General features: G+C 75.3%; 18 protein-coding genes. 6 read left to right on the forward strand and 12 right to left on the reverse strand.

The annotated features are described in order from the left end of the window. Positions 1-9: 9 nt before the first annotated feature. From AB0M92_RS15945 to AB0M92_RS15955, 3 genes are read right to left on the reverse strand one after another with little or no spacing between them, the layout of a single operon-like run. Positions 10-1,176 (reverse strand): pyridoxal-phosphate dependent enzyme, encoded by a 1,167-nt coding sequence (locus AB0M92_RS15945; RefSeq protein WP_366102724.1) that lies wholly within the window; start codon positions 1,174-1,176, stop codon positions 10-12. After that, positions 1,173-2,678, reverse strand: coding sequence for an amino acid adenylation domain-containing protein (locus AB0M92_RS15950; protein ID WP_366102725.1), 1,506 nt, complete (start codon positions 2,676-2,678; stop codon positions 1,173-1,175). The genes AB0M92_RS15945 and AB0M92_RS15950 overlap by 4 nt, the downstream gene beginning before the upstream one ends. Further along, complete coding sequence (locus AB0M92_RS15955; protein WP_366102726.1) at positions 2,678-5,029, reverse strand: lantibiotic dehydratase; 2,352 nt, start codon at positions 5,027-5,029, stop codon at positions 2,678-2,680. Before AB0M92_RS15955 ends, AB0M92_RS15950 begins: the two co-directional genes overlap by 1 nt. Before the next feature lie 231 nt (positions 5,030-5,260). Here AB0M92_RS15955 and AB0M92_RS15960 point away from each other — a divergent pair, with 231 nt between their 5' ends. The 5 genes from AB0M92_RS15960 (at position 5,261) to AB0M92_RS15980 (ending at position 9,379) form a co-directional block, all read left to right on the forward strand. After that, positions 5,261-5,467 carry an MbtH family NRPS accessory protein gene (locus tag AB0M92_RS15960; RefSeq protein ID WP_366102727.1) on the forward strand — a complete coding sequence of 69 codons (207 nt, stop codon included), beginning with the start codon at positions 5,261-5,263 and terminating at the stop codon, positions 5,465-5,467. 237 nt (positions 5,468-5,704) lie between these two features. Beyond that, positions 5,705-7,048 (forward strand): serine/threonine-protein kinase, encoded by a 1,344-nt coding sequence (locus AB0M92_RS15965; RefSeq protein WP_366102728.1) that lies wholly within the window; start codon positions 5,705-5,707, stop codon positions 7,046-7,048. Continuing rightward, complete coding sequence (locus AB0M92_RS15970; protein ID WP_366102729.1) at positions 7,041-7,448, forward strand: hypothetical protein; 408 nt, start codon at positions 7,041-7,043, stop codon at positions 7,446-7,448. The genes AB0M92_RS15965 and AB0M92_RS15970 overlap by 8 nt, the downstream gene beginning before the upstream one ends. 58 nt (positions 7,449-7,506) lie before the next feature. Continuing rightward, positions 7,507-9,009, forward strand: a complete 1,503-nt coding sequence (locus tag AB0M92_RS15975; RefSeq protein WP_366102730.1) for a hypothetical protein — start codon at positions 7,507-7,509, stop codon at positions 9,007-9,009. 40 nt (positions 9,010-9,049) lie between these two features. Further along, positions 9,050-9,379, forward strand: coding sequence for a hypothetical protein (locus AB0M92_RS15980; protein WP_366102731.1), 330 nt, complete (start codon positions 9,050-9,052; stop codon positions 9,377-9,379). A 14-nt stretch (positions 9,380-9,393) separates the two neighbouring features. Here AB0M92_RS15980 and AB0M92_RS15985 read toward each other — a convergent pair whose 3' ends face one another. From AB0M92_RS15985 to AB0M92_RS16020, 8 genes are read right to left on the reverse strand one after another with little or no spacing between them, the layout of a single operon-like run. Beyond that, entirely contained in the window at positions 9,394-10,725 is a 1,332-nt protein-coding gene (locus AB0M92_RS15985) for a protein kinase (protein ID WP_366102732.1), read from the reverse strand. After that, on the reverse strand, positions 10,722-11,804 hold the full coding sequence (locus tag AB0M92_RS15990) for a protein phosphatase 2C domain-containing protein (protein ID WP_366102733.1): 1,083 nt from the start codon (positions 11,802-11,804) through the stop codon (positions 10,722-10,724). The genes AB0M92_RS15985 and AB0M92_RS15990 overlap by 4 nt, the downstream gene beginning before the upstream one ends. A gap of 8 nt (positions 11,805-11,812) precedes the next feature. Next, a complete protein-coding gene (locus AB0M92_RS15995) occupies positions 11,813-12,475 on the reverse strand; it encodes a VWA domain-containing protein (RefSeq protein WP_366102770.1) in 663 nt (220 codons plus the stop codon). Positions 12,476-12,511: 36 nt separating this feature from the next. Continuing rightward, positions 12,512-12,640, reverse strand: coding sequence for a hypothetical protein (locus AB0M92_RS16000; protein WP_366102734.1), 129 nt, complete (start codon positions 12,638-12,640; stop codon positions 12,512-12,514). Positions 12,641-12,686: 46 nt separating this feature from the next. After that, entirely contained in the window at positions 12,687-14,360 is a 1,674-nt protein-coding gene (locus AB0M92_RS16005) for a hypothetical protein (RefSeq protein ID WP_366102735.1), read from the reverse strand. Continuing rightward, positions 14,357-16,921: a GTPase-associated protein 1-related protein gene (locus AB0M92_RS16010; RefSeq protein ID WP_366102736.1), complete on the reverse strand. Its 2,565-nt coding sequence runs from the start codon at positions 16,919-16,921 to the stop codon at positions 14,357-14,359. The genes AB0M92_RS16005 and AB0M92_RS16010 overlap by 4 nt, the downstream gene beginning before the upstream one ends. Next, on the reverse strand, positions 16,918-18,213 hold the full coding sequence (locus AB0M92_RS16015; protein WP_366102737.1) for a hypothetical protein: 1,296 nt from the start codon (positions 18,211-18,213) through the stop codon (positions 16,918-16,920). Before AB0M92_RS16015 ends, AB0M92_RS16010 begins: the two co-directional genes overlap by 4 nt. 1 nt (position 18,214) lies before the next feature. After that, positions 18,215-20,512 carry a hypothetical protein gene (locus AB0M92_RS16020; protein ID WP_366102738.1) on the reverse strand — a complete coding sequence of 766 codons (2,298 nt, stop codon included), beginning with the start codon at positions 20,510-20,512 and terminating at the stop codon, positions 18,215-18,217. A 187-nt stretch (positions 20,513-20,699) separates the two neighbouring features. On the opposite strand from AB0M92_RS16020, the gene AB0M92_RS16025 reads away from it, so the two are divergent. Further along, positions 20,700-22,760, forward strand: coding sequence for a phosphocholine-specific phospholipase C (locus AB0M92_RS16025; RefSeq protein WP_366102739.1), 2,061 nt, complete (start codon positions 20,700-20,702; stop codon positions 22,758-22,760). Here AB0M92_RS16025 and AB0M92_RS16030 read toward each other — a convergent pair. Next, positions 22,747-23,502 (reverse strand): hypothetical protein, encoded by a 756-nt coding sequence (locus AB0M92_RS16030; RefSeq protein ID WP_366102740.1) that lies wholly within the window; start codon positions 23,500-23,502, stop codon positions 22,747-22,749. The genes AB0M92_RS16025 and AB0M92_RS16030 overlap by 14 nt on opposite strands. Positions 23,503-23,567 lie beyond the last annotated feature (65 nt).

A 23,567-nucleotide genomic window follows, 5' to 3' on the forward strand; every position in this document is an offset into this window, starting at 1 on the left:
TCAGTGGGTTCAGGTGGTGCAGTGCGTACGGGAAGGGGGCGCGGCCGCGGCGGCCGCCATCAGCGCCGCCTTGGTGTTGCCGCCCGAGACGACGGCGACGCACGGTCCGGCGCCGCCGCCACGGCCGGCACGGATCGCCCCGGCCAGCGCGACCGCGCCGGAGGGCTCGGCCTCCACGCCGCGCCGGCGCAGCAGGGCGGCCGCGGCGAGGATCTCCGCGTCGGACACGGCGATCAGGTCGTCGACCCGGTCCCGGATGACGGGGTACGGCACCACCCCCGGCTGCTGCCCGCGCAGCCCGTCGGCGACGGAGTCCCCCGGCGCCAGCCGTACGGGGCGCCCCGCGGCCAGCGACCGGGCGTAGCGGGGGGTGCCGGAGGGCTCGACGCCCACCACCCGTACCGGATGCCCGTGGGCGGCGAGGCACACCCCGGCGAGCAGCCCGCCCCCGCCGGTCGGCACGTACACGGTCTCGGTGTCGGGCGCCTCGTCGAGGATCTCCAGGCCGACCGTGCCCTGCCCGGCGACCACCAGCTCGTGGTCGGAGGAGGGGATGAGGACCGCGCCCGTCTCCTCGGCCAGCTCCCGCGCCCGGGCGTCGCGCTCGGCGACCCCGCCCGGCACGCGGACCGTGCGCCCGCCGAGGGCCTTGATCACGGCGATCTTGGCGGGATGCGCCCCGCCTGCCAGTACCACGGTCACCTCGGCGCCGAGCGCGCGGGCCAGCCGGGCCAGGGCGATGCCGTGGTTCCCGGAGGAGCCGGTCACCATCCGGCGGGCGCCGAGCGCCAGCACGGCGTTGGCGGCCCCGCGCAGCTTGAACGACCCGCCGTGCTGGAGGTGTTCGGCCTTCAGCAGCAGTCCCCGGCCGGTCCGGTGGAGTCCGGGCGCGGGCAGTCCCGGCAGCAGCGGGGTCCGCCGTACCCGGCCGGCGATCCGCGCGGCCGCGGCCTCCACGTCGGCCCGGCTGAGCGCGGTGCCCCGGGCGGCGAGGGCGGATGCGGTGGGTGGACCGGCCACGGCCGGTGCGGCCGGTGCGGCCGGTACGGAAGCCGGTGCGCCCAGTGCGGCCAGCGCCCCGGGCGTCATGGGCGCGCGCGGTCCGGGCAGCGGGACGGGGGTCATGGAGGTCTTGGACGTCACGGACGGGCGCGGCGCGCTCGGTGCGGTGGTCATGGCCGGCCTCCGGTCTGCGACAGGGCGCGGCGGTCGGCCTTGCCGCCGCGGGTGGTGGGCAGTTCCGCCAGCCGCGCGAACCGGCGCGGCATCAGGTGCGGGGGCAGCGTCCTGCCCAGGTGGGCGCGGAGCGCCGCGTCCTTCACCTCCGCCAGCTCCCCGGTGACGTGCGCGACCAGGAACACCCGCCCCTGCGCGTCGGTGTCGCAGGTGACGACCGCCCCCGTCACCCCGGGATGGGCCAGCAGGGCGCCCTCCACCTCGGCCGGGTCCACCCGGTAGCCGCGGATCTTGACCTGGCGGTCCCGGCGCCCCAGGTACTCCAGCCCGTTCGGGCCCCGGGTCGCGAGATCGCCCGTCCGGTACATCCGCGCGCCGGGCGGCCCGAGCGGGTCCGGTACGAAGCACTCGGCCGTACGGGCGGGCCGCCCGCGGTACCCGCGGGCCACCCCCACCCCGCCGATGCAGACCTCCCCGACGGACCCGTCGGGGACCGGCGACAGCCCGGAGTCCAGCAGCCGGACCGCGACCCCGTCGATCGGCGTGCCCACGACGTCGGTCAGGACGTCCGGCTCGGCCGGTACGGCGTAGCGGGTCGAGGTCATCGTGCACTCGGTCGGCCCGTACTGGTTGACCAGCGCGCCCGGCACCAGGGCCCGGCCGCCGGCGGTCAGGAACGGCCGCAGCGATTCACCGCTGGACACCACCACCCGTACGCCGTCGAGCAGTCGCTCCCCGCCCGGCTGCCCGGCCAGGAAGGCCAGGAAGGACGGAGTCACGCTGAGCAGGGCGCTCACCGCGTGCTCCCGTACGGCCGCGCCGAACTCCTCGGGCCGCAGCAGCGCCGACCGCGGCACCACGACCAGCCGTCCGCCCGCCAGCAGCGGGGCGAAGGTGTCCCGCAGCGAGGCGTCGTAGCCCAGCGGGGCCACCTGGAGGGCCACCGTGTCCGGCCCGAGCCCGTAGTCGCGGGCGACGAAACGCAGGTACGAGTCCAGGCCGGCGTGTTCGACCAGGACGGCGCTGGGCTCCCCGGTGCTCCCGGAGGTGTGGCTGACGTAGGCGAGGGCCCTCCCGTCGAGCGGCCCGCCGCTCCACGGCGCCTGCGCGTCCGGGCTCCCCGGACGGTCGAGCAGTACGGGGGGCCCGGGGATCGGCAGGTCGAGCCCGCCGGCGAGGGCCGAGGAGGTCAGCAGCATGTCGGCGCCGCCGCTGCGCACCAGCGCCGCCAGCCGGGCCGGCGGCTGCTGCGGGTCCAGGCTCAGGAAGGCCGCCCCGGAGCGGATCACCGCGGCCGGCGCCACCACGGAGTCCACCCCGCGCTCCACGGCCACCGCGCACACCGTCTCGGGCCGGGCGCCCCGCGCCCGCAGCGCCGCCGCCACCGCCTCGATGCGGGCGATGAGCTCCCCGTACGTCATCTCGCCGGCCGGGGTGGTCACCGCGATCCGGCCGGGGTCGAGGGCGGCGTGCGCGGCGATGTCGTCGACGAAGGTACGCATCACGCACCCCCGTCCGCGGCGGGCTCCCGGGCCGGCCGCGAGACGTCGGTGACGGTCTGGTCGACGGCGACGAAGCGCAGCTCCGAGGTGAACGCGGCGCCCTCGTCGTCGGTCAGCCAGGCCTGCTCCGGGGTCGGCAGCATCTCGCTGACCTTCAGCTTGGCGCCGGGGTCCTTGCGGGCCAGCCTGCGCGCCGCCTTCGCCAGGATGGTCAGGTACACCGGGCTGTCGAAGTCCACGTAGAAGGGCCGGGGTTCGGTCGGCGAGACCACGAACACGAAGCGCGGAAGGTCGTGTTCCTGCCGCCAATGGCGGGCTTTCACGAACCGCTTGGTCTCGGACTTCTCGTCGGCGAAAGCGAGTTCGGATGCCGGGAAGGCCCAGGTCTCGCGCGCCACCACCATCTTGTCGATGCTGATGCGCGGGGTGTGGTCCCCCTCGGGGCGCAGCGTGAACCGGTCCATGACCCGCTGCGTCAGGGTGTTCGCGTACACGTCCAGCAGGTCGAACGCGGCCCCGTCGGGCAGCACCGCCATCAGCAGGCCGCCTTGGTCCTCGACCCGGACGTCGGCGCACAGGACGGTGCGCGGGCGGTGCGGGTCACCGGTGTCGTCGACCAGGGAGACGTAGTAGTCCTGCGGCCGGTCCAGCGAGGGCCTGCTGCGCGTCGACCACTTGAGCGGCAGCTCCTTGGGCAGCATCGGCAGCAGCCGGGGGCCGGGGAAGTCGCGGGTGGTCTCCGCGATCAGCTCCTCGCGGTCCGGGTGCTGGTGGACGAAGAGCGAGGCGCCCATCGTGTTGAGCGCGCTGTGCATCTCGCCCAGCACCATCTCGAAGTCCCCGCGGGCCACCGCGTCCGCACTGTCGGCGAGCAGCAGCACGTCCGGGCTGAAGTAGCGGGCCAGCGACCAGCCGGCGCCCGGCTCCTCGAACTCCTCGCGCACCCGCTCCGCGATGTCCGCCGAGGAGACCCGGACGCGGCGCGCCCCCTCGGGCACGGCCAGGATCCGCGCCCACTTCGACCGCAGTTCGGCCTGGACGGCGTCGAGGTCGCGGGTCGCCTCCGGGTACGGGGAGGGCAGGCAGCCCAGCCACATCGCGCCGAGGTCCACCGGGCCGGCCGCGCCCAGCCGCTCGTACACCTCGCGCAGGCGCGGCCGGACCCGCTCGGCGAACCGGTTCGTCATCCAGCGGGCCGCCGTCAGACACTGCGCGAGCGGGGTCAGCTCGTCCAGCAGGGCGGTGCCGAGGGTGGCCGTCGCCGCGCGCCGGGCGTCGGAGTACACGAGCCCCCGGCAGGGCGCGGTCCGCTCGCCCTTGGACCGTTGGGCGTCGGTGGAGGTCAGCCCGGCGAAGTCCGCTTCCAGTGCGGCGATCGCCGAGGTCAGCGCCTCCGCGTCGAGGCCGGCCGCCTGCACGGCGTCCCGTCCGCGCTCCAGTACGGCCAGCTTCTCCAGGGCCGGCCCGCGCAGGGCCGGATCGCCGATCCGCTCCAGGACGGCGCGCAGCTCCCGCTCCGGGTAGGTGCCCGTCGGCACGTCGAGGCGCCAGTGCACCCACCGTTTGGACAGCAGCCACTGCACGGCCTCGGTGGCCTCGGCCACCGGGATGCCCAGCGCCGCGGCGATCGCGGCCGGCGGCCGGGTCCCGTCGCACAGGTCCAGTACGGCGCGCGCGGTCTCGCCGATGGGCTGCGGCGGCCGGCCCGGCAGGTGCACGGACAGGCCCTCGGCCCGTACGAAGGACACCCGGCGCGGCGGGATCCACGCACGCATCGCGGGGTCGGCGTTCAGCGACTTGGCGAGGGCGTCGATGGCCCAGCTGGCGAAGTAGACCCGCGAGTCGGCGAGGAACCCGCCGGTGCCGGGGTCGACCTTCACCCCGTGCGTGGCGAGGTCCCAGCGGCCCCAGCCGACCGGGCCGAAGAACCCGATGGTGTCGTTCTTGACGCAGAACCGCTGCCAGTAGTGGGCCACCAGCTCCTCGCGCTGGCGGGGCATGCTGGTACGGCCCGCCGCGGTCGGCGTCCAGTTCAGGAACGGGGCGATGCCGGTGCGCAGTACGGCCGGGTTCTGCCAGGCCACGGCGGCCCGGAAGCGCGGCGAGGCGGCGATGGACTGGAGCAGTTCGGCGGTGGCGACGGCTCCGTTGTCGAAGGCCCCGGTGAACGCCTCCCAGTCCGGGCCGGCGAGGACGTCGCCGGCGCCGAACTTGTCGGCGGCCAGGGCGAGTCCGGGCGGGGCCATGCGCAGGACCCCCTCGGCCGGGAAACCCGGACCGCGGAGTGCGAAGTGCTCCCACAACCGCCACCCGCCGGTGGGCAGGTGCACGGTCTCTGGGGTGTCCGACATGGCGGAGCTCCTTCCAGCCTGATGGGGTGACGTGGCCGGCGGCGCTGTACCTCTCGGTCGCCACCCTGGCTGCGTCGAACACTGCCGCCGCGCGCACCGGCGCCACCAGGGAAGGAGTGGCAGCACCGACCGCCGGTCCTTCTGCGCGTTTGTCCCTATGGCGCCATGCCCCGGCACGGCACGCTGTGACCCGTCACGCAGAAGCCGAACAACAAAGGGAGGGCCGGACCAATGACCGAGACGGACGAGAGCGGCTACCGCGTCGTACGCAATGACGAGGAGCAGTACTCCATCTGGCGAGCGGACCGGGAGCTCCCGGCCGGCTGGCAGGCCGAAGGCACCCAGGGCACCCGCCAGGAATGCCTGGACCACATCGCCGAGGTGTGGACGGACATGCGCCCGCTGAGCCTGCGCCGCCGCATGGCCGCGGCATCCTGAACGGGGGCACGAACGCCGGTCGGCGCGGCTGAGCCGCGGGGGAACGGAGCCCCGCCGACCGGTGCACCACCCGGGGGCCGCGCGCAGCCCCGCCGGAAACGGCGCGCGGACGGTGGCGCGCGGGGGAGGGCGCCCGGGCGACGGGACCCGAAAACAGCCCTTCCCCGGCGGGGCGGGACGGGGCGGGGTAGAACTGGTGCTCCGTTCAAGCCGTGACCGGGCCGCGAGGGGGCCATCGTGGAGGAGAGACGACCCGGATCGCTGGTCGGCGGTCGCTACCGGCTGATCAGCGGGTCCGTGTCCAGCAGTCATACGGAGCTCGTCTTCGTATGGGAGGCCCTGGACGAGACCCTGCACCGACGCGTGGACCTCCAGGAGGTGCGGGCTCCGTACGGGTTGAGCGACGAAGGGCGCGCGCGGTGGCGGCAAGGCGTCGTACGCAGGGCCCGGGTCCTGGCGGCCGTCAGCTCCCACCCGAGCCTCGTGCCCGTGACCGACCTCTTCGCCGCTGACGAAGTCCTCTGGCTGGTCACCGAGCACGTGGCGGACCGGACCGCGTACGAGTACGTGCGGGAGCGCGGCCCCATGCCCGCCCCCCGGGCCCGGCGGGTCGCGAGGGCGCTGATCGAAGCACTGGCCGCGATGCACGGCGCCGGCATGGTGCACGGCAACGTGACACCGTCCGGCGTGCTGCTCGACGACTCCGGCCGGGCGTGGCTCACCGGGATCCGGTTCTCGGTGGCGGGATCCGCGCAGGAGCGCGTCACCGGGGCCGCGCAGTACATGTCCCCGGAGCAGCTGGAAGGCCGCGGACCGAGTGCGGAAAGCGATCTGTTCGCCCTGGGGGCGACGCTCTACCACCTGGTCCAGGGCGTCGGGCCGTTCCATCGGGACACCCTGGAGGCGACTCTCGCGGCGGTGCTGGGCGTCAGCGAGGACCCACCCCAACCGCTGCGGGACCCTGCTCTCGCTGCGCTGATCAGCGGCCTGCTGCGGAGAGATCCCGCACGACGCCTGACGGGCCGCGGGGCGCGCCGCGTGCTCGACGAGCTCGACCACGGGCACCCGGCCGCCGCGCGGGCGTCCGCGCATACCGCCGCCGCCCTTCCGCGACCGGCCACCCTGGCGTCCGCACCGCCGGATCCGGCTCCCGCGCCCGCGCCGGCCGCGTCCCCCGGCCGGCCGGTGCCGGCCGGCGCGTTCGGTTCCGACCTGGTCCGGGTGTTTCTGCCGGCGGCACTGGTGGTGTGGCTGCTCGTCGCGGGCGTCAGGACCGGGGGTGCGCCGGCGTTCCTCGCGGCGGCAGCGCCCTGGGCCGCGTTCGGGCTCGGACTGGCCCTGCTGGGCCTCCAGGTGCGCACCGCACTGCGCCGGGACGGCCGCGCACGGGGGGCCCGGGCAGCGGCGCCCGGCGCGTGGTTCCTGCGGTCGGTGGCGCCGCCCGCGCCCTGGTCGCAGGAGGAGCGGAGATCACGGCGTGAGCGCGCCGAGAGAACGGTCGACGAGGCACTGCTGAGGCTGGACCGGCTGACCGCCGGGGTCTCGCGAGGCCGTGGTGGGGACGGTGGGACCGATGTCTGAGTACGAATCCTCGCCACAGCCCGCACCGCCGCCGCCCCCGGCGGCGGCTCTCGGAGGCGGTGACGGGCAGACGGCGTTCGCGCCGTCGTCCGCAGGCCTCGTACCGCCGTTCCCCGATGCCGACGAGGCGTTGAAGTGGAACGGCATCGAAGCCGACCACCTCGCATGGCGTCGCCAACTGGTCGAGCGCCGGCTGCGGCAGGAGCGACTGGACCAGTGGATGGGCTACGGGTTCCGCCTGCTGGAGTACCTGATCGTCATCGGCTTCGGCCTGGCGTTCGTCTGGCTGGGCGTCTACGCCGTGGACCACGAGGCCTCTCTGCAGGCAGTGCCGTTGATCGGCGGTGGGATCGCCGCACTGGCCGGGGCGGTGCTCGCGGTGCGCAACAAGCGGGGGTAATCGGCGGACACCGTGGGGGCGGATCCGTAGGGTGGCGGGGAACACGGGGGAGGGGTGCATGGGGGCACGGCAGTTACCGGCGCTCGCGCAGTACCGGACGGACGCGGTGTCGCGCCATCTGTGCGCGGGCGCGCATCTGGACGAGGGCTTCGCCCGGGACGTGGACGTCGAGCTCACCGAGGACCGGCTGCGGGCCACCGGTCTCTCCCTCGGCATCGACCTGGTGGCACTGGCCCGCCACGGCCGCGCCGCCGTACGGCGGATCGACGTACGGGACCGGCGGCTCGCCTGGATCTGCGGAGCCGGAGTGTGGGCCGCCGTGCCGGTACTGCTGTACGCGCTGATCAGCGGGTTGTGGGGGCTCGTCTACACGGCCGCCGGGCTCGTCGTCCTCGCGTACGCGAGCGCTTGGTGGCTGGTCCTCCAGGCCGAGAGCCGGGCCCGCACCGCCGCCCTCACCGTGGAGCACGGCGCGGAGCGCCCCTCCGATCTGGCCCCGGCGGTCGAACCCGAGGTGGAGCGGCGGCTGCTGGAGCAGAGGCGGGCCAACGTGGTCCCGTACACCGCGAGCGCCGAGCGCACCAACCCCTTCGTGGGCAGTGGCTCCAAGCTCAAGGAGATGGTCTGGCAGCCCATCGACGTCAGCCGGCCCGCCGACGATCCGGCGGGCAACGGAGCCAAACTGGTGATCAAGCCCTTCGACGCGGTCGACCTGCACACCTACGTGGCCCGCGAGATGGAGCACATCGCCGGCCTCAAGGGCCTCCAGGTCCGCAACCGGCTCTACGTCATCGGCAACCACGTGCCGTACGTCGGGGCCGAGCTGCTGCCGGACCGGCTCAGCCGGCCGCTCGCCCAGATCCCCAAACAGCTCGTCCAGGCCGGCCTGATGCAGTCCGGCGCCGGCATGCGCACCTACCTCAGCCTGGTCCGGGCCGGCGAGGGCGGCCGCGCCATCGTCTCCATGCACCTGCGCGCCCGCCTCCACCACCCCAGCCTCACCTGGGAGGTCTCCGCGTACGGCATCCCCCCGCTCCAGGAGCGCTTCGACCGGGTGAACCGGCTGCCCGTGGACGGCTTCGAGCGCTGGTGGAGCCTGGTGTCCCACGCCACCGGAGCCGCCGGGCCCGCGCTGCTCGGCGCCGCCTCACGGATCTCCCGCCGCTCCTCGGCGCGCCGCCGGCGCGTCCGGGCCCTGGAGAGGGTGCGCCGCGAGATCGACAAGCGGCACGTGCTGTACGACTACGGCGCCGTTGACAGCATCCGCGAACGGGTGGCGGACTGGGGCCAGTTGGGCTACACCGAGCGCACCGACTCCCAGGACTTCCTCCAGCGCCTCCAGCAGGGCGTGCTGATAGCGACCGAGCGGTTCCTGAAGGACCACAACGTCGACACCAGCTCCTACGACCAGGCGCAGCAGGTCATCAACACCCACACCTACACCTTCCAGGGCAGCGTGCAGGCCGGCGTCATCGGCGACAACGGCACCGTCAACCAGCACGGCGGCCAGGGAGCCCCACCCGGCGGGCCACACGCCGGCCAGGGCCGCGGCGCGCCCTGACCCCACCGCCGACCACGACCAGCGGAACACAGGAGACCCCATGGGCACCTTCAACTTCAACGGGGACGTCAACGCCGGCATCATCGGCGACCACGGCACCATCAACGTCGGGCAGCAAGGCGGCGGCGCCGCCGAGACCCTGCGGCTGGCCGCCGAGCTCGCGCAGTGGCTCCGGGACCAGGGTGCGGCCCCCGGCCGCATCGAGGCGGCGGACGTCCTGCGCGGCGAGCTGGACCGGGCCGCCCGGGAAGGCCGCCCCACGGAGCCGGGGGTGATCCGCCGCTCCCTCGAAACCATCACCCTCGGTCTCGGAGTCGGCAGCGGCGGACTCGCCCTCGCCCAGGAGATCAGCCGCCTCCTGGGCAACTGACCGCCCCGGCAGGGCTATTTCGCCCGTACCACGGCCCGCGCGCCGCCGAAGTCCAGCTCCAGACCCGAGCGCAGCGGCACGGTCTGCCCCGGGTCGATGTGCTGGGTGGAACCGTCCGCGCGGGTGCCCGTCCAGGTCGAGGCCGACCGGTTCGCCAGCCCGAAGCGGCCCGGCCTCTGCGGGTGCTCGGTCAGCACCGCGACCAGCGTGCCGTCGCCGTAGTCGTGCCGGGCCGGTTCCGGGGCCAGGTGGTGCGCCTGTACCCGCGAGGACCGGTGGAGCAGGATGTGGTGCTCGGTGCGCGGCGGGGGAGTGGTCAGCACCAGCCGCGGCGGCAGCACCAGCGTGCTCCCGCACCCCCAGCAGGTGCCCGGATCGGCGGACCGGGGCTCGGTCATGTTCTGCCGCCCGCAGTGCGCGCACTCCACGACCGCGTCGAGCACCGCCCGCAGGGTGTCCCGCCACTGCGACTCGCGCACGCGCGTCGACGGGTCGTGCAGGCCCGCCGTGAAGTTCTTGGTGAACAGCTCCCGCAGCGAGTCCGGAGCCGCCGCCCACGTGGCCAGTACGGTCGCCTGCTCGGTCGGGTCGGGCGCGTTGGACCGGTCCTGCGGATCGAAGACGAACAGCGGCTGCCTCCCGTACAGCTTGTGCTCCGCCACTTCGTCGAGGCAGTGGATCGCCAACTCGCGCCGTCCCCTCAGGGGGTGATGGTTCATCAGCAGCATGAACAGCAGCACCGACAGGGAGTGCAGATCGCTCTGCGTGCCGGGCGTCACCCCCGGGTCGCCGCGCACCAGCTCCGGCGCCATGAACTCCATGGTCCCCGAGATGCCGGTGCTGTCGCCCTCCACCACCGCGTTGTCGTTGTCGCAGACCAGCACTTCGCCGGTGGCCGGGTCGAAGAAGATGTTGCCCCAGGAGATGTCCCGGTACGCGATCCCCCGCGAGTGCAGGGCCTGGTACGCCTCGACCGTGTAAAGGCAGGCCTTCAGCAGGGCCCGCGTCGAGGTGCGCAGCTGCCGCCGGAACAGCAGGGGCAGGCCCTTGAACCGGTCCGGGCGGATGTCCATCAGGTACCCGAACGCGCCGCGCCCGTCGGCCACGAAGTCGAGGGGCCACAGGAAGCGGTCGTCGTCGAAGCCGCGGCCCACCAGCTGGCGGACGATGCCCTCTTGCGCGGGGGTCGCGCAGGCCGGGTAGTACCACTTGAGCGCCTGGTACCCGGCGGGGGTCCGCACCCGGTAGACCTCCCCCTGCCCGCCGGCCCCGAGCAGGTCGAACACCTCCACGCCCAGGCCGCTGTCGGTCGTCAGCAGGGTCCCGCTGTCGAGCATGCCGCTCATTCGTCTCTCCCGTGAGGGTCGGTCGGTGGTGCCGGGTCGGTGGCGGGCCCCGGGCAGGTGGCCGCAGCCGGGTGTGGTGCCGGGACCGTGGCCGCCTCCGGTGCGGCCTCCGGTACCGTGGCCGCCTCCGGTTGCGGTGCAGTCTCCGTGGCCGTGGCCGTGGCCGTGCTCGTCGCCGTGGTCGTGACCGGCGTCGGGGTCGGCGGGGCGCCCTGGTGCCAGGCGGCCACGAGGGTGGTGTCGTCCCCCGAGTGCTGCGAGGCCCGGGCCAGCCACTGCGGCAGGACCGCCCGTACGGTCGCCGCCCCCTCCGCCGACATCCGGTCGTCCAGCCCGGCCATGAACTGGAGGAACCCCCGGTCCGAGGCGAAGCTCTTCGACAGTCCGTCGGTGGAGACCGCGATCAGCCGGGGCGCCCGCCAGGGGGCCGTCACCGGCGCCCAGTACGTCCGTACGCGCAGCCACGCCTCCGGTGTGCACAGCGACTCCGTCTCGTCCCCGAGATCCGCCTCGGCCGGCGCGAGCGGTACGCTCACCCGCCCGGCGTCGTCCACCACCGTCAGCTCGCCGTCCCCGAGCTGCCAGGCCGCGAACACCCGGGGCGTGAGCACCGCGCCGACGAGCGTGCTCCCGTACAGGAGCACCTTGTGCTCCTCGGAGAGTCCGGGCTCCTCGTGGGAGCTGGTCCGCTCCCAGTTGTCGAGCACCTTCCCCCGCCAGGCGCTGACCAGTTGGCGGGGGAGGGCGTGCTCGGCGTAGTGCATCAGCCAGGCCAGGCTGGGTGGCCGCTCGTCACCGCGCGGCCGGGCGAGCGCCCCGAACCGCCGGGCCTCTTCGACGAAGAGGTCCACGGCGTAGCGGGAGCCGAGGTGGCTGCGGGCGTGCGCCGCCGAGCCGTGGCCGTCGGCCACCGCCATGATCAGCGGCTCCTCGGCCGTGCCGCGCCCCGAGACCTCGCAGTAGTCCTGGTTGCGGCTCTTGTTCACGCCCTGGACGCTCTCGCGGAGCGTGGCCCACAGCGGCCCGGGCGGCCCGGGCGGTACGGCCGGCACGGGCGGTACCGGTGGTTCCGGTGGCACGGGCCCGCTCACCACACGTCGTCATCGTCGTCGTCGAGCACCGGCAGGGCGTACGGCGGCTGCTTCGCCAGCGGGTCCGTGGCGCCCGCCACCATCTGCGAGGCCGCCTTGACCGCCGCCGTCGAGGCCCAGCGGATCGCCGCCGCGAGCTGCTTGGGCGAGTTCGCGTCCAGCGGCTGGATCTCCGGATTGCCGAGGAACTCCTGGAGCACGGTGCGGTCGGCGTCCGCGCCGATCGCGATGGCCACCCGTACGGCCTTGCGCCCCCACGGGGTCGCGTCGACCGCCCGCAGCCCCGCCTTCCAGTCGTCCGTCGGCACCCCGTCGGAGACCAGCGCCAGCACCGGCTTCAGGGCCCGCTGCGGCATCGGCGGGGTGTCCAGTTCCCGGGCCACCACCTGGAGCGCCTCGCCCAGGTTCGTCATGCCGTCCACCTGGACGTCCTGCCAGGTGAAGTTCTCCACCGGCACCGGGTCCTGGTGGTGCCACCGGGCCGTGGTGGAGAACGTCAGGGTGCGCATGAGCAGTTGGGCCGACGGATTGTCCTGCGCCACCTGTTGCATCTCCGGAACGGCTTCTCTGATCGCGTAGTTGAGCTGGCCGATCTTCTCGCCCTGCATCGAGTACGAGCAGTCGAGCAGCCAGATGAAGTGGACGGGCCGGTTCGCCATCGGCCCGCCGGGGATGTCACTCACCGCTAATCTCCTTCAACTCCCGAGCCATTGCGGTACGTACCGCACGAGCGCCGCCACTCCGGCGGCCGCCGTCATCACGACCGCCGCCACGAACAGGGCCAGCATCAGCAGCCGCCCCCGTGCGATCTGCGGTGTCACCATGGGCAGTTGCTCCTCTCAGTGACCATAGGGGGTCTCTTGCCCCACGTCACAGGCTTGATCGATCCGGTGCCGCCGTGTCGGTACGGCGGCGCGGGCGCGGCATCCGGGGCAGGCGCGGCTCCCGCGCCGCCGCCGGCTGCCCGCCGAACCGCAGGCCCGTCCGGGACAGCAGCCACAGCACCGGCTCCGCCGCCCGCCGCTGCTCCGACACCAGGGCGCCCGCCCCGGTGGCGGCGCGGGCGCTGACCGCCCAGTAGCGGCGCGCCGCGAAATCGTGGTGCAGGATGCGGACCAGCTCGCCGAGGCCGATCTCGTCCAGCCATGCGTCGACCGGGCCCTGCGGCCGCGGCAGCGAGCTCAGCCGGTCCAGTACGTCCCGCTTGGTCACGACCACCGCCACCCCCAGGCGCCCGCGCCGGCCGCCCAGGCCCTGGAGCTCCCCGGTGAACGCCGCGTACGTGTCCACCGGCCCGAGGTCGGCGGGCCGGGCCTCCACCGCCAGGCTCCCGTCGCGCCCGTGCAGCGCGCGCCGTACGTTGAGCGCGGCCAGCACGTCCGCGACCAGCACCACCCCGTCGGCGTGCGCGAGGTACTGCTGGAGCCGTGTGGTGGCCGCGTCCCGCAGCGACTCGCCCATCGGGTCGTACAGGTACAGCAGCCGCCTGCGCTTCAGCGGTCCGCGCCCCCGCCCGATCAGCAGCATCAGCGCCCGTGGCTGCCCGCCCTGCGTCTTGAGCGCCCATCCCGAGGCCTCCAGCTGCCGGGCCAGGGTGTTGGCCTCGCGCCGGTCGGCGATGGACGCGAACTCGACCGTGAGCGCGCAGTCGTGCGACCAGGACCGCAACCCCTCCAGCATCGCCGCCATCAGCATGGTCTTCCCGGACGAGGTGCCCCCGATCAGCGGCAGGTGCACCACCCGCGTCGTCCCCACGGCGGCCGGCAGCTCCTTGTCGCAGTGCGGGCAGCGCAGGGCCAGCTTGCGCCTCCCGGCCAGGGCGGTCGTGGGCAGCGCCCGCCCGCACCGGCAGACGTGCCGCAGCGCCCCGAACCGCCCGGGCCGCAGCTCGCGGTGGGCGGCCCCGCAGCCCGGGCACACGTGCACGGCCAGCGGGAACGGCCGGTAGCAGCCCGGGTACGGGCACTTCATGCGGATGCCGCGGGCCAGCTTCCACAGCCGCTCCGCGCTCCGCCCGCCCGTCACCCCGGCCAGCGCGACGCCCGCGACGAGCAGCAGCTGCGCGGCGAAGGCCACCGCGACGGCGAGGAGCAGGGCGGAGGCGAGGAGCGCCGACAGCAGCGCGGCGAGCGCCGTCGCGGGGGCGATCAGGCGCAGCACGAGCCGCGCGAAGGCGTTCCCGGCGCGCACCCCGCTGGATCCGCCCCGTCCTCTCAGCAGCCGGCCGCGGACGATCTCGTCGAGCCAGTGGTACACCAGCAGGTACCACACGGTGTGCGCGGCCGCCCGCACGGCGGCCATCGCGTCGATCCACATCTGCCGGGCCCAGTAGGCGGGTTGGACCGGTTCCGGTCCCGGGTACGGGTCGATCCGCGGGTCGGGGGTACCCGGGGCGCGCGGCGTGAAGGCGGTCGTGGCGGCGCCCAGGGCCAGCCCCAGGAACCGCCACAGCCCGTACCCGAGGCAGACGAGCACCCCGATCGCCACCGTGGTCCAGCCGAACGTCCTCGCGACGAACTCGGTGTCCACCCCGCCGACGGTCACGGCCGACTCCGGTCGTCGCCGGATCCACCGGATCCACCGGATCCACCGGGTGCGAAGGGACCGCCCGCGTCACCGGGCGCGACGGGGCCCCCGGATCCGCCCCGCGGCGGCGGGTTCGCGGGCGCACCCTTCGCGCCGCGCCGGCCCGAGCCGGCGAAGCGGTCGCGCAGCCGCCCGAACGCGCCCGGCCGCTGCCAGCCGCGGAAGTCCTCCGCCCACCGGCCGCCCAGCCCGGCCAGCGCCTCCTCCAGCGCGGCGAGCTGCGGCGCCGGCAGGCCCCGTACGACCGGGCGCAGCACGCCGTCGAGCAGGTCGGCGCGGGCTTCCTGCCACACCGGGCCCGCCTGGGGCTGCGAGGACCAGGTGGCGAAGCACTCCGCCGCGTACCGGGGATCCAGCCTCAGCCGGTCCGCGACCCGCGACTGCCGGGCGGCCCGGCGGTACGCGGCCAGCAGCTCGGCGTCCTCGCTCTCGATCAGGGCCCGCAACTCGCCTTCGTGCCGGTCCTCGGCGAGCAGTTCGGCGGCCACCGCCGCGTAGGCGTGCTCCCGTGCCGTGGGCGTCGGGCCCGCCGTGCCCAGGGCGAGGGCCTGGCGGACCCAGCCGGGGCCGATCTGCCGGGCCCGCACGTTCCGGGCCAGCTCCAGCAGCAGCAGCGAGGCCCGCAGCGAGGAGGGGAGCTCGACGAAGTAGCGGTGCAGCAGCTCCACCGCCAGCGCTTCCGCGTCCCGGTCCCCGGCCGGGGCGGACACCGCGGCCCGCGCGAGCACCTCCCAGGTGCCGGCCTCCCGGTGGGCCTGCTCGCCCAGCGCGGACAGGGCCAGCCAGGCCTCGCCCGCGGTCGGCGGCTCCGCGCCCCACACCAGCCGCATCGCCGTCCGCAGTACCAGCGGATCCTCCTCCGGCGAGACGCCGCAGTGCTCCACGAGCCGGGTCAGGGCCTTCGTCCGGTCCCCGGCCACCGCCGCGGGGTCCTGCGCCAGCGCGCACATCCGCAGGTGGGGCAGGGCTCCGGTCGCGGTCGGCCGGAGCGCGGTGACGGCGAACAGCCTGGCCCCCGCCGCCGGATCGCCCGCCGCGAGCCCGTCGAGCCGGTCGAGTACGAGCTCCCGCAGCCGGGGCAGTTCCGCCAGCGCCCCGCGCACCGCCTCTCCGTACGCCGGCTCGGGATCGGTGATCAGCGCCTGCGCCAACTGCCGTGCCACGTCGGGCAGCAGGGCTGCGGTGTCCACGCCGAGTTCCGCCGCGACGCGCAACAGGCCGACGCGGTCCGCCGGTTCGCGCGCCGTGTCGGTGAGCGCCGCCCGCAGCTCCGGCTCCAGTTCGGCGGCGAGCCGCAGCCGGGCGGGTTCGCCCAGCAGCCCGGCGGGCGGGGCGGCGCCACCCGAGCGGACCGCCCCCGCCAGCGCCAGCTCCGCCAGAGGCTCGCTCACCTCCGGGGGCGCCCAGCCGGCCAGGGCCGACAGCAGCCGCCCGCTCGCCGCCGTCTCCTCGGGCCCCCGGTCCTCGGCCGGCCGGGCCAGCGCCCGGGTCAGGGCCCGCACTTGCGCGTCGTCCAGCGCGGCCCGGTGTCCCGCCGCCCAGTCGGCGGCCGCGGCCCGCCCCGCCGAGTCCAGGCCGACGCCGGCGGCCAGCGCGAGCGCGGCCAGCGGGCCCGCCTCGTACGGCCCGGGCCGGCCGGCCGGATCGCCGGCCCGCACCGGCAGGCGCCGGACGTGCGCGAACAGCTCCTGGCGCTGCGCCTGCCAGATCCGCGCGGCCGTCTGCGCCCACGGGTCGGGGGCCGCGGCGGGCGCCGCCGCGCGGGCGGCGTCGTACACCCGGTAGCGGTGCTCCTGCCCGCCGAGGCCCAGGCCGTCCTCCGGCACCACGCCGATGATCTGCTGCCGGGCGAGCTGCGGCCGCCGGGTGTACGTGGTGAAGGTGAGCCACTGCCCCCGCCGGTGCGGCAGCACACTGCAGGCCAGCATGATCCACCAGGCCACGGCCTCGCTGTCCTGCTCCACCAGCACGAGCTGAGGGGCAGCCGGATCCTCGACGAGCCGCCGCACGTCCGCGAAGAAGCCCGCGAGCCAGGGCCCCCGGGCGGCCACGAAGGCCGCGAGCGCACCGAGGTCCAGGGGCCCGGGGGCCGGCACCGAGCCCAGCGGCGGCACGGGCGCCCCGGCCGGCGGGGAGTCGGCCGCCCACTGCGGGGAGCCCCAGGAGGTGATCGGCAGCTGCCCAGGGGCGGGCCTTTCCGTGTCGGCGGGCTCGGGCAGGTGCACCGCGTGGGCGTGGAAATTGCCCCAGCGGCCGCTGTAGTCGGCGCCCGTGTACACGGAGCGGGCCAGCAGCCGGCTGCCGTCGGACAGCACGTTCAGGCTCAAGGCCTGCGGAAAGGAGCCGAGCTGGTCCGTGCTCGGGCGCGGCGGCGCCTCCCGGGGCGGCTCGTACCCGATCAGCTGCTCGGCCTCGCGCAGCAGCGAAGCGGGCACGCCGGGGCTGACGGCGGTGAAGCGGAAGCCCGAGCCGTCCGGGCCCGGCGGCGCCGAGGTGTAGTGCAGTTGCGCGAGGTTCACGCCCGTTCTCCACCCTTCGCGCTCGCGGCCGTGGTCGTGCGACGTCCCCCGCCGCCGGCGCCGCCGGCGCCGCTGCGCGGCAGCAGCCCGCCCAGCCCCAGCAGCCACAGCAGCGGATCCTCGACCCGCAGCGGCTGCGGCCCCGACTTGGGCGCGTCGGCGGGAGCGTGCGCGGGCGGCGGGGAGCCGAGCGCCGAGAGCCCGAACAGCGACAGCTGCGCGAAGTCCCGGTCCAGCTGCCGGAACAGCGCCCCCGAGTCCCAGCCGTCGAGCAGCCCCCGCATCTCCTCGTGCACCGCCATCCGGTCCTCGTCGTCCACGGCCCCGCCCGCGTGGCCGGCGTTGCGCCGCAGCGGCGAGTGGTCCCCCACCAGTGAGAACAGGGAGTCCGTCTTGGTCACCGCCACCGCCACGGGCGTGGTGACCCGGCCGCGCGAGGTGCCCCGCCCATGGGCCCGCAGCTGCGCCGCGAGGTCCGCCGCGATCTGCTGCGGCGGGGTCTCCACCGTGGGCAGCGGAAGGCCCGCGTCCACCGGCAGCTGGTCCCGTACGGCCCGCATCTGGAGCGGGTCCACCAGCAGGATGATCCCGTCGGCGGCCGCCAGGTAGTGCGTGTAGCGGTCCATGGCCTCGGCGCTGCCCAGGTCCTCGCCCGCCGCGTCGAAGAACACCAGCGCGGTGTGCCGGCTGCCGTCCCCGCGCAGCCGGCGGCGCAGCGGCAGGCTCAGCCGGTACAGCAGCGGGTCGTTGAAGCCGAGCGCCGCGGGTCTGGTCGCCTCCGGCAGCCGCAGCCGGTCGTACAGGTCCTCGGCCATCTCCCGGTCCCGGCGCTGGGTCTCACCGCCCATCGCCGTGATGGACGCCCCGTACGCGCGGCCCACCCGGTTGCGCAGCTCGTTGATCAGGACGGAGACGTACGTGCTCTTGCCGGAGGCCTTGGGGCCCAGCAGGGCGATGATCCGGGTGTCCTGGTCGGTGTAGTCGCTCGGGAAGTCGCTGTGGCAGCGCAGACAGACCCGGACCGGGGTGGAGACCCCGCAGTGCGGGCAGTCCGCGCGCGCGGCGCCGCCGCTGCCGAGGCGGCCGGCGAGGCCGCGCGCGGCGGTGAAGACCGGTCCGCGCATCTTCAGCGCGGGCGGCACGCTGGGGCCCATGAATTCCGCCCAGACGTCGTCGAGTTCGGCAGTACACGGTTTGCCGCCGCGTACGCCGGTGGCGGACATCTGGCAGCGGAACGGCAACCGGGCGGCGGCCGAGCGGTCGAAGCAGTAGGGGCAGACGACGGAGGTCATGTCAGCGGACCACCAGGGAGGTGAGGGAGGGCTCGTCGAGCCGGACGGAGGCGGCACGGCCGCCGAGGAGGAAACCGCGTACGGCGTAGGGGCCGCCGCCGGGAGGGTGGGGGAGGATCTCGCGCTCGACGGTCCCCGAGGCCGCGAGCTCGGCGCCGGTCACCCGGCACAACTCGGCGCCGTCGGTGGCGCGGTGGGGCCGGGGCCCGCCACCGGGCGCCCCGCGGACGAGGACGAAGTCGGGCAGCCCGGAGCCCGGGTCCCCGCCGGGGGAGAGCAGGCTCACCCGGAGCACGGCGGGACCGCGCCGCAGCTTCCGCCGCGGCCCGGGCACGAGCCGGTACGCGATGGCCACGTCGGCCGGGAGGGACGCCTGCCCGCCGCCGGGCGGGGCGGCCGCGACCGCATGCGCGCTGCGGGGGGCGGCGTACGCGGTGACGCGGACCGCGCCGGGGCCGACGGGCAGTTCCAGCCCCTCGCGCAGGAACACGGCGCGCACGACGGGGTGTTCGGTGCACTCGCCGCCGGACTCGGGGGTGACCGCGACCGTGACCCGGCCCGCGCCTTCGGGCCAGTCGAAGCTGACCTTGGCCCGCCCGCCGGAGGTCCGCCGGAGCGTGAGCCCGGTGACCGCCTCGGGGGCCTCGACCGCGACGCCCGGCCCGGCCAGCGCCCGCTCGCCGAGGACCGATACGGCGCTGACGGTGGCCAGCGTGCCGGGCGGCGGCTGCGCGATCCCGGCGGCGTCCACCCAGGCCAGCGCGGGCGGCAGCGCCGACGCCGCCAGCTCGGCGCCCTCCGCGGGAGCCGCCCCCGGCCACTGCACGAACCGTACGGCGCCCCCGGCGCCCCCGCTCCACCGCAGCTCCAGCCCCCCGGCGCCGCGGGCGCTCGCCCTGAGGGCGGCCACCGGCTCGGGCCAGGGGTGCACCGTGACGGCGGCCCCGACGCCGCCGGACACCACCTCGCCCCCGGCCCCCGCGTACCGGCACCGCACCCGCAGCGCGTACTCCCCGGCCCCGAGCCCGTCGGCCCGCACGCCCTCCCGTGCGGTCTCGCGCACGCCGTTGCGTCCCGTCTCCCCGGAGCCCTTGCCCGCCGCGCCCGCCGGGGAGGCCGCGCTCGGGGCCCCGAGGTCCCTCGTACGTCCTTCGGGGTCGGTCAGGGTCACCCGTACCCCCGTCGCGCCGGGCGGGCGGAGCCAGGTGGCCCCGATCCGGGAGCGGCCGTCCGTGAGGCGCAGTTCCGTCACCTCGGGGGCCACCAGCAGCGGGGCACTGATCAGCGGGGGCCCGCCCTCGCCCGGCAGCGCCACGTACCGCACCTCACGGCCGAGCGGGGCCCGCGGGTCCGTCAGCGGCCCCGCGCCGAGCGGCCCCGGCACCTGCGGGAGCGGAGTCGTGACCGGCTCGCGCCGGGTCAGCCGGACCACCCGCCAGGTCCCGGCCGGGTCGGCGCCGGCCGGCCGCCGCAGCGCCACCCCGCCGGGTACGGGCGAGGCCTCCAGCGGCCCGGGATCCCCCTCGGCCGGCCGGTGCGTGCGGACCAGGCCCCGCACCGCGCGCGGGCAGTCCCAGGCGAGTCGGGCCGCCTGCCCGTACGCCGCCGCGGCCCGCTCCCGGTCGCGCCGGTCCTCGTGCGCGCGGGCCTCGTCCAGCAGGGCGTCCGCCGCCCGTACCCGCCCGGCGAGCCCGGCCAGCCGCCCCGCCAGCAGCGGGTCGCCGGCGGCCGCGGTCCGCGGCAGTACGGCGGCGCTCCGGGCGGCGGCCCGCACCTGCCCGGCCAGCCATTCGTCCTCCAGCCCCTCGGCCGCGGCCCGCTGGGCAGGATCGAGCCGGGGGCTCGCGTGAGCGGCGTGCACCAGGGCCGCTGCCTCGTCGGGGTCGATCCCGAACCCGACGGCCGTGTCCGGCAGGTCCCCCCGGGGGTGCTCGTGCAGCAGCCGCACCAGCTGGTAGAGCAGGATCCGCCGCAGCGCGGCCTGGTCACGCTCCTGGATCGCGGCCAGGCGTTCCAGTAACGCGCCAGCGCCGCTCTCCCCGTCCCCCCGGTCGGCCCGCAGCCCGCGCAGGACCTGCGCCCCCACGTGCCTGCGCCGCCCCGGGCCCTCGACCGTGAAGATCCCGTCGAGTACCCGCAGCCGCCCCCCGGCCGGTATCAGCAGGTCGCCCAAGTGACGTAAGCCCAGGGCCTGTTGCTCCGAGGCGAGTTCCCCGTACCGTGCCACCAGCGGAGCGGCCGGCAGGCCGGAAAGTGCGCGGGACCGCCCCAGGGCATGCCCGAACTCGGTCCCCGCCATCTGCTCCGCACCCCCCGTGCAGTGTGTATGGGAGGTCATTCCAGCAGATGCGCGCAGTGTCCGGGAGGTCTTTCCGTTCTCCAGCTGTACCGCGCCGCGTCACGAACCGATCTCCGTCCGGTACCCCGCGACCGCTCTCCTTGGGGCGCCCCTCGACATCCCCCTCACCCGCAGAGGTCGTCATCCCATGGCTGAACTCAATCGCCGCAGGTTCCTGCAGATCGCGGGCGCAACCGCCGCAGCCGCGATGCTCAACGAGAGCATCGCCCGCGCGGCCGCCATCCCGGCCCAGGGCGCCACCGGCACCATCCAGGACATCGAGCACGTCGTGGTCCTCATGCAGGAGAACCGGTCCTTCGACCAGTACTTCGGCTCGATGAAGGGCGTACGGGGCTTCGGCGACCCGCGCCCGGTCCTCCAGGACAACGGGAAGCCGGTCTTCTACCAGTCCAACGGGACGAAGGACGTCCTCCCCTTCAACCCCCAGGTCACCAATCTGGGCATGCAGTTCGTCGAGGGGCTCAACCACGACTGGGCCGGCGGCCACGCCGCGTACAACAACGGCAAGTACGACAAGTGGGTCCCGGCCAAGACGGCCACGACCATGGCGTACATGATGCGGAACGACATCCCGTTCCACTACGCGCTCGCCGACGCCTTCACGGTGTGCGACGCCTACCACTGCTCGTTCATCGGCGCGACCGACCCGAACCGCTACTACATGTGGACGGGCCACACGGGCAACGACGGAACCGGCGGCGGCCCCGTCCTCGGCAACCAGGAGGCCGGCTACGGCTGGAAGACCTACCCGGAGCGCCTGGAGGCGGCCGGGGTCTCCTGGAAGATCTACCAGGACATCGGCGACGGCCTGAACGCCGCCGGCGGCTGGGGCTGGATCACCGACGCCTTCCGCGGCAACTACGGCGACAACTCGCTGCTGTACTTCAACAATTACCGCAACGCCGCCCCGGGCAGCGCCCTGTACGAGAAGGCCCGCACGGGCACCAACGCCAAGGCGGGCGAGAGCTACTTCGCCAGGCTGCGCACCGACGTCGTGAACGGCACGCTGCCCCAGGTCTCCTGGATCGCCGCGCCCGAGGCCTTCAGCGAGCACCCGAACTGGCCGGTCAACTTCGGCGCCTGGTACATCTCGCAGGTCCTGGACGCGCTCACCGCGAACCCCGCGGTGTGGGCGAAGACGGCGTTCTTCATCACCTACGACGAGAACGACGGCTTCTTCGACCACGTCGTCCCGCCCTACCCGCCCGCCTCCGCCGCCTGGGGCCTGTCCACGGCCGACGTCACCCGCGACCTCTACGCCGGGGGCGGCGGCTACGCGGCCGGCCCCTACGGCCTCGGCCCGCGCGTCCCGATGATCGTGGTCTCCCCCTGGAGCAAGGGCGGCTACGTCTGCTCCGAGACCTTCGACCACACCTCGGTCATCCGCTTCATGGAGAAGCGCTTCGGCGTACAGGAGCCCAACATCTCGCCCTGGCGCCGCGCGGTGTGCGGTGACCTGACCTCGGCGTTCGACTTCACGAGGGCGGACGCCTCGCCCGCGGCCCTGCCCTCCACGGCCGGCTACGTCCCGCCGGACCACAACGCGCACCCGTCCTACCACCCGGTCCCGCCGGCGACGGGCTCCCTGCCCAAGCAGGAGGCGGGCCGCAAGCCCACGCGCGCGCTGGGCTACGCCCCGTACGCGGACGGCAAGGCCGTCACCTCCACGGGGCAGTTCACCCTGACCTTCTCCTCCGGCCCCACCCTCGGCGCGCACTTCCACAGCACCTCGGGCAACCGGACCGACGGACCCTGGCCCTACACGGTCGAGGCGGGCAAGACCCTTTCGGACACCTGGAGCACCAGCAGCTCCACCGGCAACCAGATCGACCTGACGGTCTGGGGCCCGAACGGGTTCCTGCGCACCTGGAAGGGCCCGGCGAAGAAGGCCGGCCCGGAGGTCACGGCCCGCCACGACGCGGCGACCGGCAACCTGAAGCTGACGCTGGCCAACTCCGCCGCGGCGGCGGTCGACCTCACGGTGACCAACGCCTACGGCGGCGCCACCCAGACCCTCCGGGTCGCCGCGGGCGGCACGGCCACGTACACGGCGGACCTCTCCGCGACGGGGCGCTGGTACGACGTGAAGGTCGTCTCCGGCGCGGACACCACCTTCCTCCGCCGCTTCGCCGGCCACGTGGAAACCGGCGCCCCGGGCCTCTCGGACCCGGCCATCAAGACCGTCTGACGCGGTCGTCCGGTGCGCGCAGCAGTCGCCGCTCCAGGACCGGGAGGTCCGCGGGGCAGTGGCTGCGGGCGTGCCGGAGCAGCAGGTCGCGGGCGGTGTCCGGGACGCGCCGGCGCTTCGGATGACGGCTGGTGAACGCCTCGCTCGCGAAGAACCGCACGGCCCCGTCCAGGCCTTTGCGGTCGGTCTCCCGAACCGCCCAGGCGAGTTCGTCCGTGGACTCGGCGGCGAGCAGCCGCATCGGCGCCAGGGCGGCCAGCACCGACGCCGCGTCCCTCTCCCGGGCCCTGTGCGCAGCGAGCCAGGAGAACACCAGGGCGGGGGGTACCCCGGGGCTGCCCGGTTCCTCCCCCCGCGCCATGGCGGCGGCGTACTCGCGCAGCCGCGGGGGCGCCGCCCGTGCCCAGCGGGCGCGGTGCCGGGCCGGGATCCCTTCCGCCGCCTCCGGGGAGAGGAGGTGCGCCAGGGGCTTCGCGCGGGACGGCGCCACGGACCGCACGGACTGCCCGCCCGCCTCGTACAGCGTCACGCGGCCGTCATGGCCGACGCACGTGCAGTCGACGGATCCGCCCGGTCCGGAGTCTGCCGGCCACGCGGCGAGCAGCTCCCGGATCTCGCCGGGATCGTGGATCCCGTACTCCGCCGGGTGGTACGGCTGCCCCGGTCCGGACGTGGCCGTCCGGCCGGAGCCGGCGGCGACGGCGGCGACGGTGGCGCGCACCGCGCGGGATATCGGCTTCACGGTGTGATCGTAGATCCGGTGGGCAGAACGTACGGCGTCCGATCAGCCAGGCCCCGCCACAGAGG

It is taken from the genome of Streptomyces sp. NPDC051582, assembly GCF_040681715.1.
Classification (GTDB): domain Bacteria; phylum Actinomycetota; class Actinomycetes; order Streptomycetales; family Streptomycetaceae; genus Streptomyces.

Excerpts from the sequence above, each read along its gene's own strand:
- AB0M92_RS15945 (WP_366102724.1), bottom strand. The coding sequence starts at position 1,176 with ATGACCACCGCACCGAGCGCGCCGCGCCCGTCCGTGACGTCCAAGACC.
- AB0M92_RS15995 (WP_366102770.1), bottom strand. The coding sequence starts at position 12,475 with ATGGCGAACCGGCCCGTCCACTTCATCTGGCTGCTCGACTGCTCGTAC.
- AB0M92_RS15985 (WP_366102732.1), bottom strand. The coding sequence starts at position 10,725 with ATGAGCGGCATGCTCGACAGCGGGACCCTGCTGACGACCGACAGCGGC.
- AB0M92_RS15975 (WP_366102730.1), top strand. The coding sequence starts at position 7,507 with ATGGGGGCACGGCAGTTACCGGCGCTCGCGCAGTACCGGACGGACGCG.
- AB0M92_RS15980 (WP_366102731.1), top strand. The coding sequence starts at position 9,050 with ATGGGCACCTTCAACTTCAACGGGGACGTCAACGCCGGCATCATCGGC.
- AB0M92_RS16025 (WP_366102739.1), top strand. The coding sequence starts at position 20,700 with ATGGCTGAACTCAATCGCCGCAGGTTCCTGCAGATCGCGGGCGCAACC.
- AB0M92_RS15950 (WP_366102725.1), bottom strand. The coding sequence starts at position 2,678 with ATGCGTACCTTCGTCGACGACATCGCCGCGCACGCCGCCCTCGACCCC.
- AB0M92_RS15970 (WP_366102729.1), top strand. The coding sequence starts at position 7,041 with ATGTCTGAGTACGAATCCTCGCCACAGCCCGCACCGCCGCCGCCCCCG.
- AB0M92_RS15955 (WP_366102726.1), bottom strand. The coding sequence starts at position 5,029 with ATGTCGGACACCCCAGAGACCGTGCACCTGCCCACCGGCGGGTGGCGG.
- AB0M92_RS16000 (WP_366102734.1), bottom strand. The coding sequence starts at position 12,640 with ATGGTGACACCGCAGATCGCACGGGGGCGGCTGCTGATGCTGGCCCTG.
- AB0M92_RS16020 (WP_366102738.1), bottom strand. The coding sequence starts at position 20,512 with ATGGCGGGGACCGAGTTCGGGCATGCCCTGGGGCGGTCCCGCGCACTT.
- AB0M92_RS15960 (WP_366102727.1), top strand. The coding sequence starts at position 5,261 with ATGACCGAGACGGACGAGAGCGGCTACCGCGTCGTACGCAATGACGAG.
- AB0M92_RS16015 (WP_366102737.1), bottom strand. The coding sequence starts at position 18,213 with ATGACCTCCGTCGTCTGCCCCTACTGCTTCGACCGCTCGGCCGCCGCC.